Here is a 16,154-nt window from a genome sequence, read left to right on the forward strand (position 1 = left end):
CTCGAGACTATCGCAGAGGGGCGGCCACCCGATCGGTCAGGGCTGCGCGCCGGGCGACGCCTCGAGGGCGTCGTCGACGACGTCGCGCAGAGCGTCGCTGAGCGTGGATGCGTACACGCTGCTCAGGTGGTCGGCATCATAGAAGACCGGTTCGCCGCCGACCGCCGCGAAGCAGTCGGTCTCGTCGCAGAGCAGGGAGGTGAGATCGGCCGACCAGAGACCTGCCAGCGGGTCCTTCGCCGCGAGGGAGACGGGATCGGGGGGCATAGCCGCTGCGCGCGGAACGGCGCACGCGTCCGGCGACTGCGGATTCAGCAGGAGGCAGTCGAGATCGCGGACGTCCCCGTTGAGCGGGGTGTCCGCGATGGCGACGACGGCGCTGCCCGACTCGGTCCAGCGACTCCACGTACGCCGGAGCCCCTCCGCGAACTGCTCCTGCATCGGGCGTCCGCTCCCGTCATCGATCAGCTGCTGGCGTGCGGCCATCGAGGTGATGACGAGGTCCGGTCTCTCGGCGGCCACCTCGTCGGACAGGGCCGCCGACCAGTCGCGGCACCTCAGGTAGTCGGCCGGGCCCCAGGCGGAGTCGAAACCGACGAACGCCACATCCGCCGGCGGACAGCCGGGGAAGGAGCTGATGGTCAGCTGCCATCCTTCTGCGCGGGCGATGGGGAAGACGGCCGCCTGCCACTGCTCCGCGTGCGAATCCCCGACCAGCCATACCCGGGGACCCGCTCCGCCGTCCGAGAAATCGCACTCGCGCGTCGTCTGCCGTCCGTCGAACACGAGATCGTCGCCGAGGTCTCCGCACTCCGGCGCGAGGGCGAAATAGGCATCCGCCTGGGTCACGACCGGGTCGAGGACGGGCGCGGAAGGATCGCACCGCGCCTGATCGGCGAGTGCCGCCGCTCCGACGCAGGCACCTCCGGGGTCCTGCGCGGCCTCGGCCGTCGCCGTGCGGGACGCCGCCCCGCCCAGGAGCAGGAGCGCGACGAGCGACACCACCGCCATCATCGCCCCCGCGCCCGCGAAGGCGCGTCCGGTGCCACGCCACCACCTCGCGCGCTGCGCGGGGACCTCGATCCAGCGCCGGCTCCCCCAGGCCAGGACGAGCGCGACGGCGAGGATGCCGATCCTCGACCACAGCGACAGGGGCGCGCCGATCACGAAGGGCGTCAGGACGATCAAGGGCCAGTGCCACAGGTACAGCGAGTACGAGACCTCTCCCACCCACTGCACCGGCCTGGCGTCGGTCAGCCGCGCGATTCCCCAGAGCGGGGCTCGACGACCGGTACCCGCGACGATCACGGCGACGGTCGCGAGCACGGGGAGCAGAGCGGCGACGCCCGGGTACGGGGTCTCCGGCCCGAAGACGAACGCGGCGACCGCGATGCCGGCGAAACCGGCGACGGCGAGCATCGCTGCGGCGACGGCATTGAGCCGGCCGAGGACACCCCACGGCAGGAGGGCGATCGCCGCTCCGGCAGCGAACTGCCATGCGCGCGTGAACGTCACGAAGTACGCCTGCGCCGGCGATCCCGCGGTGTAGGCGACCGCCGCGGCGAAGGAGAGGGCGGCGACCGTCGCCACGACGATCAACAGCAGACGTCGGCGACCGCTCTCTCTGCCCGCGCGCACGGCGGCCGCGGAGGCCGCGAGCACGAGCAGAGGCCAGACGAGGTAGAACTGCTCCTCGACCGACAGCGACCAGTAGTGCTGCACCGCGCTGGAGGCGGCATTGTGGGCCGAGTAGTCGACCGAGAGCGCGGCGAGGGTCCAGTTCTCCACATAGAAGACGCTGGCCAGCGCCTGCACCGCGTTGTCGGTCCACCGGGTGAAGGGCAGCAGCAGCCAGACGCCGAGAAGAGTCACGAACACGACGGTGAGCGCGGCGGGCAGCAGACGCCTGATGCGGCGTGCGTAGAACGCCGCGAGACGCACCCGACCCGTGCTCTCGGTCTCGGAGAGCAGATGGCCGGTGATGAGGAATCCGGATATGACGAAGAAGACGTCGACGCCCACGTATCCGCCGGGCACGCGATCGGGCCAGAGGTGGTTGAGCACCACCAGACCGATCGCGACAGCCCGCAGAGCCTGGATGTCGGTGCGGAATCTGCGCGTGCGCGCAGACGCTCGGGAGGTCGCGACCGCCGTGGCGGACGCGCTCACGACGCCAGGTACTCCTTCAGCTGCTCGCCCGCGTCACGCGGGACGAAGCCTGTGGCCTCGAGCTTCGAGAGATCCAGGACGCTGTTGAGCGGCCTCGGCGCCACGGGCCCGGTCGCACCGGCGAAGTACGTCTCGGTGCTGACCCCGGAGACCCGCGCACGATCCGCTCCGGTGAGCGCGAAGATGTCGCCCGCGAGCTCGGCCCACGTGCGGGGCTCCCCCGACCCGGTGACGTTGTACGTGCCGTACGGCGCGCGCGTGCGGAGGAGATGCGCGATCGCGCGGGCGATCTCCGAGGCGAATGTGAGGCGCCCGCGCTGGTCGTCCACGACGCTCGGGTCGATCCCCCGTTCGGCGAGCGATGCCATCGTCCTGACGAAGTTCTTGCCGTCGCCGATGACCCACGAGGTGCGCAGGATGTAGTGGCGCGGCGCCGTGGCCACGGCGAGATCCCCTGCCGCCTTCGACTGCCCGTACACACCGAGCGGGCAGAGCACGTCGTCCTCGAGATAGGGGCGGGTCGAGGTGCCGTCGAACACGTAGTCGCTCGAGACATGCACCAGCGTGACGCCGTACTCGGCGGCGATCGCGGCCAGACGCGCCGGTCCCGAGGCGTTGGCCGCCCATGCGTCACGGCGCCCCTCCGCGGTCTCGGCGAGATCGACGGCCGTGTACGCTCCCGCGTTCACGATCGCGTCATAGTCCCGCCACCGCCGCGCGGTGCGCAGCTCGGAATCGCCGAGGTCGAACTCCGCACGGGTGGTCCATTCGATGTGGTCGGCGGCGCCGAACTCGTCGCGCAGCGCGCGCCCGAGCTGCCCGCCGGAGCCCACCACGAGGATCTTCTTCGCGCTGATCGGGGTGACATCCGCCAGACGCGGATGCGCGAGGTCCTTCTCCGAGATCTCGACGTCCGCGAGATCGATCGGCCAGGCGATCGCGGCGGTCTCGTCGGCGAGGTTGAGGAAGGAGTACGACGCCTCCGGCGACCAGTGGTCGTTCACGAGATACGCGTAGGCGGTGTCGGGCTCGAGCGTCTGGTAGGAGTTGCCCACTCCGCGCGGCACGAAGATCGCCTTCGAGGGGTCGATCTCGGCGGTGAAGACCGCGCCGAACGTCGGGCCCTCGCGGAGATCCACCCAGGCCCCGAAGATCCGCCCGGTCGCGACCGAGACCCACTTGTCCCAGGGCTCCGCATGGATGCCGCGGGTGGTGCCGACAGCGTCGTTGAACGAGATGTTGTTCTGCACGGGGCCGAAGTCGTCGAGTCCGAGTGCGGTCATCTTCTCGCGCTGCCAGTTCTCCTTGAACCAGCCGCGCGAGTCGCCGTGCACCGGGAGGTCGAAGACGACGAGTCCGGGGATTCCGGTCTCCACGATGCCCAGCTTCTTGCCGAACGCGATCTCACCCACGGTCGGTCACTGTCCCTTCGACGCGTAGAAGGCCTCGGTCGCGTCCTTCGCAGGAGCCCACCATGCCTCGTTGTCGCGATACCACTGGATGGTCGCGGCGAGTCCCGACTCGAAGTCAGCGAACTCCGGTGCCCAGCCGAGCTCCGTGCGCAGCTTGGTCGAGTCGATCGCGTAGCGGAGGTCGTGCCCTGCGCGATCGGTGACGTGGTCGTACGCGTCGCGCGGCTGACCCATCTCCTCGAGGATCAGCTCGACGACATCCTTGTTGTTGCGCTCGCCGTCCGCACCGATGAGGTACGTATCGCCGATCCGGCCCTTCTCGAGGATCGTGAGCACCGCGGAGGAGTGGTCGTTCGCGTGGATCCAGTCACGGACGTTCTCGCCCGCGCCGTAGAGCTTGGGGCGGATGCCACGGATCACATTGGTGATCTGCCGCGGGATGAACTTCTCCACGTGCTGGTAGGGCCCGTAGTTGTTCGAGCAGTTCGAGATCGTCGCCTGCACCCCGAACGAGCGCACCCAGGCGCGCACGAGCAGATCGCTGCCGGCCTTGGTCGACGAGTACGGCGACGAGGGGTTGTACGGAGTCTGCTCGGTGAAGCGCTCGGGGTCGTCGAGCTCGAGATCGCCGTACACCTCGTCGGTCGAGATGTGGTGGAAGCGGGTCTCGTGCTTGCGTGCGGCCTCGAGCAGCGTGTAGGTGCCGACGATGTTCGTGTCGAGGAACGGGCGGGGGCTGTGCAGCGAGTTGTCATTGTGCGACTCCGCGGCGTAGTGCACCACCGCGTCCGCCTCGCCGGTCAGGCGGTCGACGAGCTCGGCGTCCGTGATGTCACCCTGCACGAAGCGCACTCTGTCCTCGGGCAGTCCCGCGAGCGATGCGCGGTTGCCGGCGTAGGTGAGCGCGTCGAGGACCGTGACGGTGTGCTCGGTGTTCTCCACGGCGTAGTGGACGAAGTTGGAGCCGATGAAGCCGGCCCCTCCGGTGACGAGGATGTTCGACATCAGCGACCTCTTTCCAGGGTGTCGAGCAGGTAGGTGCCGTAGCCGGACTTCACGAGCTTCTGCGCGCGTTCACGCAGTTCGTCGTCGTTGAGGAAGCCCTGCCGCCAGGCGACCTCCTCCGGCACGCCGATGCGCAGACCCGTGCGGCGCTCCATCGTGCGCACGTAGTCTCCGGCGTCGGACATCTGGTCGAATGTCCCGGTGTCGAGCCAGGCCGTGCCACGGGGCAGCACCTCGACCTGGAGCGTCCCGCGCTCGAGGTAGGCGCGGTTGACGTCGGTGATCTCGTACTCGCCGCGCGCGCTCGGCTCGAGGTTGCGGGCGATCTCGACCACGTCGTTGTCGTAGAAGTAGAGACCGGGCACGGCGTAGTTGCTCTTCGGCTGCTCGGGCTTCTCCTCGAGCGAGACCGCGCGTCCGTCCGCGTCGAACTCGACGACGCCGTAGGCGCTGGGCTCGGCCACCCAGTAGGCGAACACGGCACCACCCTCGACGTCGGTGTAGCGCTTGAGCTGCGTTCCGAGTCCCGGGCCGTAGAGGAGGTTGTCGCCGAGGACGAGGGCTACCTTGTCGTCGCCGATGAAGTCGGCGCCGATCACGAAGGCCTGCGCGAGTCCGTCCGGGGAGGGCTGCTGCGCGAACGTGAGGTTCACCCCGAACTGCGAGCCGTCGCCGAGCAGACGTTCGAACTGCTCCGCGTCGTGCGGCGTGGTGATGATCAGGATGTCCCGGATCCCTGCCAGCATCAGCGTCGACAGCGGGTAGTAGACCATGGGCTTGTCGTACACGGGGATGAGCTGCTTGGAGATGCCGATCGTGATCGGGTGCAGCCTGGTACCGGAACCGCCAGCGAGAATTATGCCTTTCACCCCCATATCGTGCCACATCCTGCCCGAGAGGTTGGGATCCACGGCATGTTGACTTGCGTCACACGAATCACAGTGGCAACATCTGTACATTTCCGCCACAATGAGCAAGTGACCGGCTCAATCTTCCCCCACCTGCGCGCCCTCATCGCGAGCGCGGCGGCTGTCGTCGTCGCCGCTTCCCTTCTCGTGGCTGCTCCCGCCGGCGCCGCCACGGCACCGCTCTCCGGCGGAGTGGCGGCAGTGGCAGCGTCGCAGGCACCGGCGTCGAGCACCGCCGGGGTGGTCGACTCGTCCATCCGCAAGACCGCGGACCTCTCGAAGTTCCGCCCGGGGAACATCATCGCCGACGAGGTCTTCTTCGACAGCTCGACGATGACGGTCTCGGACATCAACACCTTCCTCGACTCGAAGGTGAAGGTGTGCAGGTCGAGCTACGCCTGCCTGAAGAGCTACTCGCAGCACACGCCGAACAGGAAGGCGGACGCGTACTGCAACGGCTACACGGCCGGGTACAGCGAATACGCGTCGAGCATCATCTACAAGGTCGCGCAGTCGTGCGGCATCAATCCGCAGGTCCTTCTCACGATGCTCGAGAAGGAGCAGAGCCTGGTGACCAGCGCCTACCCGAGCGAGGCCAGGTTCCGTACGGCCATGGGTCAGGGATGCCCTGACACGGCCGGGTGCGATCCGGCCTACGCCGGATTCTTCTACCAGGTGTACGGCGCCGCACGTCAGATGAAGATCTACGCCGAGGGTCGGTACTTCACCTACTACGCCCCCGGCAAGACCTGGAACATCCTCTACAACCCTCAGGCGAGCTGCGGCCGAGGCCCCGTCTACATCGAGAACGTCGCGACCTCGGCGCTCTACTACTACACGCCGTACCAGCCGAACCGCGCCGCGCTGGCCGCAGGCTACGGCGAGGGCGACGCGTGCTCCGCGCACGGGAACCGCAACTTCTACCAGTACTTCACCGACTGGTTCGGGTCGACGCAGGTGCCCACGATCCGACTCGTGAAGGCGAGCAACGCCAACGAGATCTACCTCGTGACGGGCACGCGCAAGTACCACATCACCACCAGCACGGATCTGCAGGCGTACATGGCCGTTCTCGGCTGGTACCACACCAGCGATCCGGGCAGGGTCGCGGCCCTCACCAACGCGGGGACGGCGACCCGCTTCGTCCGAGATGCCAGGGACGGCGGGATGTACCTGCTCGAACCGGACGGGTCGAAGCACCACTTCACCGCCGCGGACCATGTGACAAGGCTCGGCTTCAACATGGCCGTGTACACCTCGCTCGGGGCGTCGCTCATCGACTCCTTCCGCACCGGAGCCGCCGTCGGCACGTCTTTCAAGGCCGAAGGAGACGATAAGTACTTCCGCTGGGAGAACGGCACAAAGCGCCACATCGTCAACCCGTACGCATGGGCGCAGCAGAGCGCCGCGGACCGCGCGTACGTCGCCACCATCCCGGCGGCGAACGCCGCCGCGATCCCGGCAGGAGTCGCCGTCCTCCCCGCCGGCATGACCGTGCGCGAATACGGCTCCCCCGACGTCTACATCGCCGGCACCGGTGCCGAGATCATCCACCTCCCCACCTGGGGACTCGCTCGCGATGCCGGGATCCGGGATGCGGGTGTCGTGCCCAGCGGGACCCTCGCGAAGAACGCCCCCGTCGGTGCGAAGTTCTCCGCAGTGGTCGCGTGCGGCGACGTGAAGTATGTCGTGGACGGCGGAGGTCTGACACGTGTGCAGACCGCGCCGGCTGGAACGACGATCACCCCGCTGCCCGCCTCCCTGTGCTCCTCGATCCCGAAGACGGGGCGCGCGGTCGGCGAGGCCGTGCTGGTGAAGACTCCCGGCGCGGACGCCGTCTACCTCCTCCAGGGGAACCAGCTGCGGCACCTCCGCAGCCAGCAGCGGCTGCAGGAGGCCAACGGCAACCGCCCCCTCTACTTCTTCTCCTGGAGCACGGACACGAGGAGCGGTTTCGCAGTCGGAGCACCGCTGCTCGCGGACCGCACCTTCGTGACGCTGGGCTCTCCCGAGACGTATTTCGTCGACAAGGGCGTGCTGCGGCATGTGCAGTCCTCCGCCAGTCTCCTCAGGCTCGCCGCTCCCCAGTGGCCGACAGTCGTGGATCTGCCCGCTGCCTACCGGAGCAGCTACCAGTTCGGCACGCCGATCCCTTGAGCCGAGCGACCGGGGGCGGGAGCGCCGATGCCCTTAGAATGGACGCCATGGGCTCGGCTAGTGAACGACTGATCATCATCGTGCCCGCCTGGAACGAGGAGAACAACGTCGGCACCACGGTGACGGAGATCAGGTCCACCCTTCCCGGCGCCGATATCGTCGTGGTCGACGACGGATCGACCGATGCCACCGGTATGGTCGCGCGGGCCGCCGGAGCAGACGTGCTGACGCTCCCCTACAACATGGGGGTCGGCGGCGCGATGCGCACGGGCTACGCGTACGCGCAGCGTCACGGGTACGACAGGGCGATCCAGGTCGACGCTGACGGTCAGCACAATCCCGAGGACATCACCAGAATCCTGGAGGGGTTGTCCTCTGCGGACATCTCCATCGGCGCGCGCTTCGCCGACGTCGGGTCGTATCAGGCGAGGGGTCCCCGGCGATGGGCCATGGTGTTCCTCGCCGGAGCGATCTCGCGGATCGCCGGCACGAAGCTCACCGACGTCACCAGTGGATTCCGAGCGGCGAACAGGCGCGCCATCGATCAGTACGTCTCCTATTTCCCCGCGGAGTATCTGGGCGACACGATCGACAGCCTCGTCGCTGCGCTCCATGCGGACCTCACCGTCACACAGGTCCCCGTGGCCATGCGTCCGCGGATGTCGGGAAACCCCAGCCAAGGGTTCGTGGGGTCGGCGATCTACCTCGCACGTTCCATCTTCGCGATGACCCTCGCGGTCGTCCGCCGTCCGATGCGGGGTCGCGCATGATCTCTTTCGGAGCGCTCGCGCTCGGCCTCATCATCGTCGTCAGCGTCACGGCCATGCTCCTGCGACGCCAGTTGCGCGAGAAGTACGCCGTCCTCTGGCTGGCGATCGGCCTCGCGGCGCTGCTGCTGGGGATCTTCCCCGCAGCCCTGCAATGGCTCACGATCGCTCTCGGCTTCCAGCTTCCCGCGAACCTCATCTTCACCCTCGCGATCGCCCTTCTCCTCGCCGTCTCGCTCCACCTCTCGTGGGAGCTGACGCGAAGCGAGGAACGCCTGCGCCGGTTGGCAGAGGAGGCGGCGATCGCCCGTCTCGCGCAGGACCGGCTGGAGGCCGATGTCGCCGAGCTTCGCGCGCTGGTCGTCGACCGCCCTCAGAGCCGCGACGATGAGTGAGCCGACTCTCGTATTCAGCACGTTCACTCCCCCGATCGCCCTGATCGAGACGGTGCGCCGATTCATCTCCCGGCATCCCGTGGTCGTCGTCGACGACGGCGGATCGGATCCTCACGAGGTGTTCCCCGCGCTGCTCGACCTCGGAGCGACGGTGATCCGCCGTCCGACGAACGACGGGATCGCTGCCGCTCTCAATGCGGCGATGACCGTCGCCTACGACGCCGGCGCGGAGACCGTCGTGACATTCGATCAGGATTCCACGCCGACGTCCGACACCATCGACATCCTTCGCGACACGTGGGAGCGGGTCTCGACCGCTCAGCCTCGGGTCTCGGCGGTCGTTCCCGCGGAGTTCGCCCAGGTCAGGCAAGCACGCTCGGACGAGGCGCTCGCACCTGCTCATCGGGTCATCCAGTCGGGGATGCTCATCCCGCGCGCAGCATTCGAGTCGCTGGGTCCCTTCGACGAATCGCTGTTCATCGATCTCGTCGACACGGATTTCGAACTGCGTTCACTCTCTCGCGGACTCCGGATCATCGCCGCGCCCACGCGCATCGACCACGAGTTGGGAAGCCCGGTGGCTCTCGCACCGTTCCCGCTTCTCCCGCTGACCATCACGACGATGGTCAGCACGCCGTTCCGTTATTACTACCGGATGCGCAACCGACTGATCCTCACGCGCCGGTATCTCCGGTCGGCACCGGGCCGGATGCTCGCGGACCTGGCCGTCGATCTCGCGTATTTCGCGGTGGTCGCCGCCTCCGCTCGGCCTCGTCGGCGGATGCTGGCGGTGCTCTGGCGTGGGGTCGCAGACGGTTTCCGCGGCCGTGGAGGTCGAGCTCCGGCGACGGTCCAGGCCGCCGCGCAGCAGATCAGCTGGTCCACGCGGACGACGCGCCGCCGCTAGAACTGCAGGGCTGCCCCTCAGGCCCTCGTGCGCGAGCGCCCGCCGATCAGGACCCCCGCGACCCAGCTCGCGAGATACTCCGCGACGAATCGAGGGGCCACGTGTCCGTTGCTCCGTGCTCGCCGCAGCAGTCGCACCGTCGGCCAGAATCGACGCTCGCTGCCGAAGCCTCTGATCTGCGTGGACGGATCGCCCGTGCGCGCCGCGACCGTCTCGGCGACCAGCTGTCGCCATCCGACATACACCCGGAAGAGCATCCTGAGCATCGCCACGGGGTCGGATGACCCCTCGTAACGTTCGGTGAAGGCACGCGCACTGCGCCACGCGGTGGCGATCGCCGCGAGAGGAGAGCCCGATCCCAGCCGGCTCGGATCCCCGAAGACGTTGTTGTCGTGCTGGACGTAGTCCTGGACCACCGCATCGACGATCCGCGTACCCCCTGTGACGCTGGCGAGAGCTGCGATCCAATGGTCGTGTGCTGCAGCCCTGGTCGACATGCGGGGGAAAGGAAGCGACGGTGCGACCAGGTCGCCGCGAAGGATGCAGAGCGACCCGGTGAACTGGTTGTTGAGCAGAGTCATGGCCGGCCCCAGATCCCGTCGATCGGTCCGACCTGTGACGTCCTCTCCGGGATAGGTCACCAATCGCGCCTGCCCCGAGACCAGAGCCGCTCCCGCGAGATGAGGAAGCAGGAGCTCGAGCTTCTCGGGGTACCAGAAGTCGTCCTGATCGCACAGGGCCACCCACGAGACGCCCGGGTCGACCGCGCGCAGTCCGCGCTCGAAGTTGAGGTAGAAGCCGAGCCGCTCGCCGTCCGCGAGGACGCGGAATCGATCGTCGCCGCCTGCGGTGTCCTTGAGCACCCGCCGCACGGTCGCATCGTCTCCGTCGACCGTGATGACGCACTCCCAGTTCGTGACGGTCTGGGATCTGAGCGACCCGATCTGCCGAGCGAAGAGCTCAGGGTCGGGATCGTATGCCGCGAGCACAATCGCTCCACGACCGGGCGTGTACACCATCGTTCCTCACAGGAGCTCGTCGGATCGCTTCAAGTCTAGGCGACCCGTGCCGGTGGGCCGTGCGTGCACGGCTCCCCCGAGGACCGGCTCTCAGCGTGCGGTCCACGCGAGGCCATAGGATGATTGCATGCCCCGGGCCCTCCCTCAGCCGTGCTCGATCGAGGCGACCGCCCAGTCAGCGCTCCCGCCAATCGGCTCTCTGCGATGACGCGCGAACGCACCACACGCCCGTCGCCCGCGGGCACCCTCGCGCGTCGACTGCTCGGCTTCTCGACCCTGCCGTTCCTCGCATCGGTGCTGCCGCTCATCGCGCTGCCCTTCATGTCCCGCGCATCCACCACCGACGACTGGACCGCTCTCAACATCGGCCTCGGCGTCGGGACGTTCGCCGGCGCCATCGGCCTGGTCGGATGGAACATCCTCGGAACGCCTCTCGTCGCGATGGCGGAGTCGGACGACGAACGCAGAGAGCTGTACGGACGGTCGTTCTACATCCGCGCTGCGGTGGTGGTGGTCGCTTCGCTGCTCAGCGCCGTGATCGCATCGCTCATCTCGCCCTCGTCGTCGTGGTCGGTGGCGGCCGCCTTCGCCGTCGCCGGTGCCCTCAACGGCATCGGACTCAGCTGGTACGCGGTCGGGGTCTCGTCACCGAGCATCGCGCTCTGGTACGAAGTGGTTCCCCGAGGCATCGCGACCGCTGTGGCGATCGCCGTCGTGCTGATCACTCAGGACGTCCTCTGGTACGGCATCCTGCTCAGCCTGTCGATCGTGCTCGGGACTCTCGCGTTCCACCGCCGCGTGCTGAGGCGCCTCTGGCCTCCGTGGCCCGGCCTCGCACGGCTCGGCTCCGACGTCGGCGACATGAAAGCGGCATGGGGCGTCGAGTCGATCGGGAGCCTGTACCAGAACGCCCCCGTGCCGGTCGCGGGTCTCATCGCCTCTCCCGTCGACGTCGCCGCCTACGCGTCGAGCGATCGCATCTACCGCTACGGCACCCTCGGCGTCTCCGCGGCGGGCAACGCACTGCAGGGGTGGGTGCTCGAGACGACGGACGCCGGCAGCCGAAGGGCCCGAAACCTCGCCTCCTTCGCGGTGATGGGTGTCATCGCCGCCATCGGGTGGGTGGTCCTCGCCGTCTTCGGGCCTCTGCTCAGCGGCGTGCTCTTCGGTGCCGACAAGCAGGGCGATCCCACTGCCTTCCAGTTCCTCGGCATCGCCTTCATCTCCGTGACGATGTCGACGCCGCTGATCCGCAACATTCTCATCCCGGCACGGCGTGACGGCTTCGTGCTCGCGGTCAGCATGGTCGCCGCCGTCGTCGGCGTCGCCATGATGGTCGTTCTCGGTTCGACCCTCGGGACCACCGGGGTCGCGATCGGATTCGCCGTGAGCGAGACGGCGACGCTCCTCGGATGCATCGCTCTCGCCAGCAGGGTCGGCCTCTCTCCTCCGCGGGCCTCGACTGCGACGACTGGCACCCCCTCCGACCCCGAAGGAGACATCCGATCATGAGCGCGTCCCGCGTCAGCGTCTGCATGGCGACGTACAACGGATCGCGATACGTCGTCGCACAGCTCTCATCGATCCTCGCTCAGCTGGGTCCCGACGATGAGATCGTCGTCGTCGACGACGCGAGCGCGGACGCGACCGTCGACGAGATCGAAGCCATCGGGGATCCGCGGATCGTGGTGCACCGCAACCAGGCCAATCGCGGGTACGTGAGATCGTTCGAGCGAGCGATCGGACTCGCGACCGGCGACGTCGTCCTGCTCTCGGACCAGGACGACCTGTGGACGGACGGGCGCCTCGAGGCCCTCGTCGCGGCGACGGATGCTCACGCGGTCGTGGCCTCCAACCTCCTGCTGCTCGACTCGGGGGAACCCCTGCGTTCGCCGCTCACCGGACGCCCCTGGCTGCTCTCCCACTCCGACAACGGCAGGCGCGTTCGCAACGAGCTGCGGATCCTCGCCGGAGACGCCCCGTACTTCGGGTGCGCGATGGCTCTGCGCCGCGATGCGCTCGCCCTCGTGCTGCCCTTCCCCGCGTACCTCCGCGAATCACACGACCTGTGGATCGCGACGGCGGCGAACACGGCCGGTCTTCTCGGGCATGTCGAGAAGGTGAGCGTGCTGCGGCGGGTTCACGATGCCAACGCGTCGTCGTCACGGCCTCGAGGTGTCGGTGCGGCGCTGCGCTCGCGCCTCCTGCTCATCCGGCTGTGGCGGGAGGCGCGTCGGCGGACGGCGCAGCGGCGCCGGCGGGCGTGAGCACCGCCTTCTCGGACTTCTGAGAGCCACGCGCGAAGCGGATGAAGTGGCGCTCGACGAGCATCCAGCTCAGCCAGCCCAGGGCGAACGTCACCACGGTCGTGATGCCCGTGTAGACCGCGATCCCGAGACCCGCTCCGCCGAGGATCACCACGAGCTGCTGCACCGGCCAGGCGTAGATGTAGAAGCCGTACGAGACGTCGTTGCGCGCGATCCATGTCGGCTGCGGGATCACCGTCGACAGGTAGAGCAACGCGTAGCCGATGAGGGGCGCGGCGATCGGTCCGCCTGCGACGGGGACGAACACCATCAGCACGGCAGCGAGCGGGATGCTGATCATCCCCACCAACGGCACCAGACCCCATCGCTGCACGACCAGGTAGATCAGCGACCCGCCCAGGAAGTAGGGCAGCAGGCGGCTGAAGAGGCCGAAGTTGCCGTCGAGGCCCCCGGTCACGCCCATGGCGTAGCAGACACGCACGATCACGGACGCCGCCCAGAGACCCGCGACGACGGAGATGGACCGCCGGAACACGGCGAGACCGCCCAGCACCCAGACGCTCAGGTAGCAGAGGAACTCGAAGTAGAGGGTCCACAGCGAGCCGTTCCAGGCGTTCGGATACGGCACGTCGGAAAGCGACGTGCCGATCTGATAGTGCTCGATGCGGAGGAAGAGGTTGCCCCAGACATACTCGAGCGGAGTCGGGTCCGTCGTGAAGTAGCCGGCGAGGCTCCCGTGCGTGAGGAGCTGTGCGATCGGGCCGAACACGAGCGCCGTGACCAGCAGGCACACCACGAACGCCGGCATGATGCGCGCGATCCGGTGCAGCAGGAAGGTGCCCGGATCGGTGCGCATCCTCGAACGCGTGATCAGGAACCCGCTGAGCACGAAGAACCCGATGACCGCCCATCCGCCGAGGTTCTCTCCGTTGAAGCCCGGGCTGTCCGTGCGGCCGACGACGTAGTAGCCGTGTGCCAGCAGCACCAGGAACGCGAGCACGAGACGGAACAGGTTGAGACTGTTCTTCCGATAGGGGAACTCCCGGGCCCGCAGCAGCGAGTGCGTCACTTCAGGAGGTTCCGCTTGCTCATCTCGTCGAGCGATCGCTGATATCCGTCTGCCTCGATCGGCTCGGTGAGCACCCATTCGACGAAGGTCCTGACGCCCTCGCGGAAGGGCACCTGCGGCGTGAACCCGAGGGTCTCCCTCAGCCGAGTGGTGTCTGCGACGTTGTGCCGGATGTCGCCCAGCCGGTAGTTGCCCGAGATCCGTGTGGGAACCTCGCGTCCGAACGCGTCGAACAGCGCGGCGACGACCTCGTTCACCGTGGTCGCCACACCGGAGCCGACGTTGAAGGTCTCCCCCGCCGCGCGCGGGTCGGTGGCGGCGAGGAAGGTCGCCTCGACCACGTCGTCGATGTAGACGAAGTCGCGGCTCTCCTCGCCGTCCTCGAAGATGTTGATCTCCTTGCCCTGACGGATGAGCGTCGAGAAGATCGAGAGGATCCCGGTGTACGGGTTCTTGAGCGACTGGCCGGGGCCGTACACGTTCTGATACCGGACCGACGTGCCCTCGATCCCGATCGTCGGCGCGACCGTCATCACCAGCGACTCCTGCATCTGCTTGGTGATGCCGTACACGGAGGACGGATGCAGCAGCGCGCTCTCGTCCGTCGGGACGAGGCTGATCGGCCCCTCCCCCGCCGCATGCACGTCGAAGTCGCCCGCCGACATGTCGGCGTCCGCTCGGTGCGGAGGGTGGACGCGACGACCGTCTCCGGTGACGTAGGTGCCTTCGCCGTAGATCGACCGGGAGGAGGCGATAACGATGCGGCGCACTCCGTGGTCCTCGTTGGCGAGCAGGTCGAGCAGCTTGGCCGTGCCCCCGACGTTCGCGTCGACGTAGCGGTCGATCTCGTACATCGACTGCCCCGTGCCGGTCTCGGCCGCGAGGTGGATGACGATGGTCGCCCCCTCGAGGGCGGTGCGCAGGTCGTCCGTCGAGGTGACCGTGCCGACGACGACGTCGGCGATGCCGTCCAGCGACCGCAGCAGCGGCGACGTGGTTTCGGGATCATTCCCATGCACCTGCGGGCTCAACGAGTCCAGCACAGTCACCCGGTGTCCGTCGCGAGCGAACCGGGCCGCGAGCCGGGTGCCGATGAAACCGGCCCCGCCGGTGATGAGCACGTGTTCGGACATACGAAGCCTCCTGCAGGGTGTGTCGACCAGGCGATCCGGCGCGCCTGCTCGCCACTCAGACGGCGAAGATGTGCGCCAGCGTCGATTGTATCCCAGCGCGATCGCCGTGCCGGATGACACCGGGGAGCTCGCTCACGGCGTGCAGCCGCGACATGATCCGGGCACGGGCGACGGCACTCGTGCGACGCCACCCCTTCTCCCGCGCCAGATCCCGGGCGATCGCGAAGTAGGCGCGCTCGTCGCGGAAGCGTCGGCCGTCGAGCAGCGTCTTCTGGGATGCGCTCGAGCCGTGGCGGCGATACGAGAAGGCGAGTTCGGGAACGTACGCGAGCGTCCCCCCGTCGAAGGCCACGTCCATGAGCAGAGCGAGGTCCTGGATGATGGGCAGGCCGTCGCGGAAGTCTATGCGCTGCAGGGTCTCGGTACGGAAGGTGAGCGAGGGCCAGTACAGCCAATCGCCCCGGATGAGGCTGGTGGCCATGCGCTCGCCCGAGAGCAGAGCGATGCCCTCGCCACCCCGAGGGGCGAGCATCCCCTGCTTGACGCGGTCGACGAGCGGTCGGATCACCCGCCCCGTCTCATCGATCACCTCGACTCCCGGCTGGATGACGTCGACCTCGGGACGCTGACGGATCACCCGTTTGACGACCTGCACGTAGTTCGGATGCAGCAGGTCGTCGCAGCCGAGGATCGTGATGTGCGACGTCGTCGCGCGGCGGATCGCCTCGCGATAGTTCTCGGTGATGCCCAGGTTCGTCTCGTTGCGCACGTACGTGATGCGCTCGTCGTCGATCTCCGCGAAGTACGCGGGCACGGAGTCATCGGGATAGCAGTCGTCGATGACGATCAGGTGCCAGTCCTCGTCGCGTTGGGCGCGAACGGAGTCGACCGTCTCACGCAGCAGTCCGGGATCGCCCCAGAAGGGCACGAAGATCTCCAGAGTCAT

14 protein-coding genes are annotated in these 16,154 nt (G+C 68.0%); 6 read left to right on the forward strand and 8 right to left on the reverse strand.

Features of this window, described 5'->3' with window-relative positions:
* Positions 1-36: 36 nt before the first annotated feature.
* From FQ142_RS11240 to rfbA, 4 genes are read right to left on the reverse strand one after another with little or no spacing between them, the layout of a single operon-like run.
* Positions 37-2,169, reverse strand: a complete 2,133-nt coding sequence (locus FQ142_RS11240) for an acyltransferase family protein (RefSeq protein WP_149423315.1) — start codon at positions 2,167-2,169, stop codon at positions 37-39.
* Positions 2,166-3,581 (reverse strand): sugar nucleotide-binding protein, encoded by a 1,416-nt coding sequence (locus FQ142_RS11245; RefSeq protein WP_149423316.1) that lies wholly within the window; start codon positions 3,579-3,581, stop codon positions 2,166-2,168. The genes FQ142_RS11240 and FQ142_RS11245 overlap by 4 nt, the downstream gene beginning before the upstream one ends.
* Positions 3,582-3,587: 6 nt before the next feature.
* The gene (gene rfbB, locus FQ142_RS11250) at positions 3,588-4,586 is read right to left on the reverse strand and encodes a dTDP-glucose 4,6-dehydratase (protein WP_149423317.1); all 999 of its coding nucleotides are present in this window, start codon (positions 4,584-4,586) and stop codon (positions 3,588-3,590) included.
* Entirely contained in the window at positions 4,586-5,455 is an 870-nt protein-coding gene (gene rfbA, locus FQ142_RS11255; RefSeq protein WP_056419405.1) for a glucose-1-phosphate thymidylyltransferase RfbA, read from the reverse strand. The genes rfbB and rfbA overlap by 1 nt, the downstream gene beginning before the upstream one ends.
* A 108-nt stretch (positions 5,456-5,563) precedes the next feature.
* Between rfbA and FQ142_RS11260 the strand changes: the two genes are divergently transcribed.
* From FQ142_RS11260 to FQ142_RS11275, 4 genes are read left to right on the forward strand one after another with little or no spacing between them, the layout of a single operon-like run.
* Entirely contained in the window at positions 5,564-7,651 is a 2,088-nt protein-coding gene (locus tag FQ142_RS11260) for a hypothetical protein (protein WP_149423318.1), read from the forward strand.
* Between the two features lie 47 nt (positions 7,652-7,698).
* On the forward strand, positions 7,699-8,421 hold the full coding sequence (locus tag FQ142_RS11265; RefSeq protein ID WP_056419401.1) for a glycosyltransferase family 2 protein: 723 nt from the start codon (positions 7,699-7,701) through the stop codon (positions 8,419-8,421).
* Positions 8,418-8,813, forward strand: coding sequence for a DUF2304 domain-containing protein (locus FQ142_RS11270; RefSeq protein WP_149423319.1), 396 nt, complete (start codon positions 8,418-8,420; stop codon positions 8,811-8,813). The genes FQ142_RS11265 and FQ142_RS11270 overlap by 4 nt, the downstream gene beginning before the upstream one ends.
* Positions 8,806-9,720 (forward strand): glycosyltransferase, encoded by a 915-nt coding sequence (locus tag FQ142_RS11275; protein WP_188042371.1) that lies wholly within the window; start codon positions 8,806-8,808, stop codon positions 9,718-9,720. The genes FQ142_RS11270 and FQ142_RS11275 overlap by 8 nt, the downstream gene beginning before the upstream one ends.
* Positions 9,721-9,737: 17 nt before the next feature.
* Here the strand turns inward: FQ142_RS11275 and FQ142_RS11280 are convergent, their stop codons facing one another.
* Positions 9,738-10,739 (reverse strand): glycosyltransferase, encoded by a 1,002-nt coding sequence (locus FQ142_RS11280; RefSeq protein ID WP_149423321.1) that lies wholly within the window; start codon positions 10,737-10,739, stop codon positions 9,738-9,740.
* A gap of 204 nt (positions 10,740-10,943) precedes the next feature.
* On the opposite strand from FQ142_RS11280, the gene FQ142_RS11285 reads away from it, so the two are divergent.
* Both FQ142_RS11285 and FQ142_RS11290 read left to right on the forward strand, forming a co-directional pair.
* Positions 10,944-12,251, forward strand: a complete 1,308-nt coding sequence (locus tag FQ142_RS11285; RefSeq protein WP_149423322.1) for a lipopolysaccharide biosynthesis protein — start codon at positions 10,944-10,946, stop codon at positions 12,249-12,251.
* Positions 12,248-13,006, forward strand: coding sequence for a glycosyltransferase (locus FQ142_RS11290; protein ID WP_262492129.1), 759 nt, complete (start codon positions 12,248-12,250; stop codon positions 13,004-13,006). The genes FQ142_RS11285 and FQ142_RS11290 overlap by 4 nt, the downstream gene beginning before the upstream one ends.
* On the opposite strand, the gene FQ142_RS11295 is transcribed toward FQ142_RS11290, so the two are convergent.
* The 3 genes from FQ142_RS11295 to FQ142_RS11305 are packed head-to-tail and all read right to left on the reverse strand — an operon-like array spanning position 12,948 to position 16,154.
* Positions 12,948-14,075 carry an acyltransferase family protein gene (locus FQ142_RS11295; RefSeq protein WP_188042372.1) on the reverse strand — a complete coding sequence of 376 codons (1,128 nt, stop codon included), beginning with the start codon at positions 14,073-14,075 and terminating at the stop codon, positions 12,948-12,950. The two genes, FQ142_RS11290 and FQ142_RS11295, sit on opposite strands and share 59 nt — an antisense overlap.
* A complete protein-coding gene (locus FQ142_RS11300) occupies positions 14,072-15,208 on the reverse strand; it encodes an NAD-dependent epimerase/dehydratase family protein (protein WP_149423324.1) in 1,137 nt (378 codons plus the stop codon). Before FQ142_RS11300 ends, FQ142_RS11295 begins: the two co-directional genes overlap by 4 nt.
* Before the next feature lie 55 nt (positions 15,209-15,263).
* Positions 15,264-16,154: a glycosyltransferase family 2 protein gene (locus tag FQ142_RS11305; RefSeq protein ID WP_056416348.1), complete on the reverse strand. Its 891-nt coding sequence runs from the start codon at positions 16,152-16,154 to the stop codon at positions 15,264-15,266.

Source organism: Microbacterium sp. ANT_H45B, assembly GCF_008369345.1.
Lineage (GTDB): Bacteria > Actinomycetota > Actinomycetes > Actinomycetales > Microbacteriaceae > Microbacterium.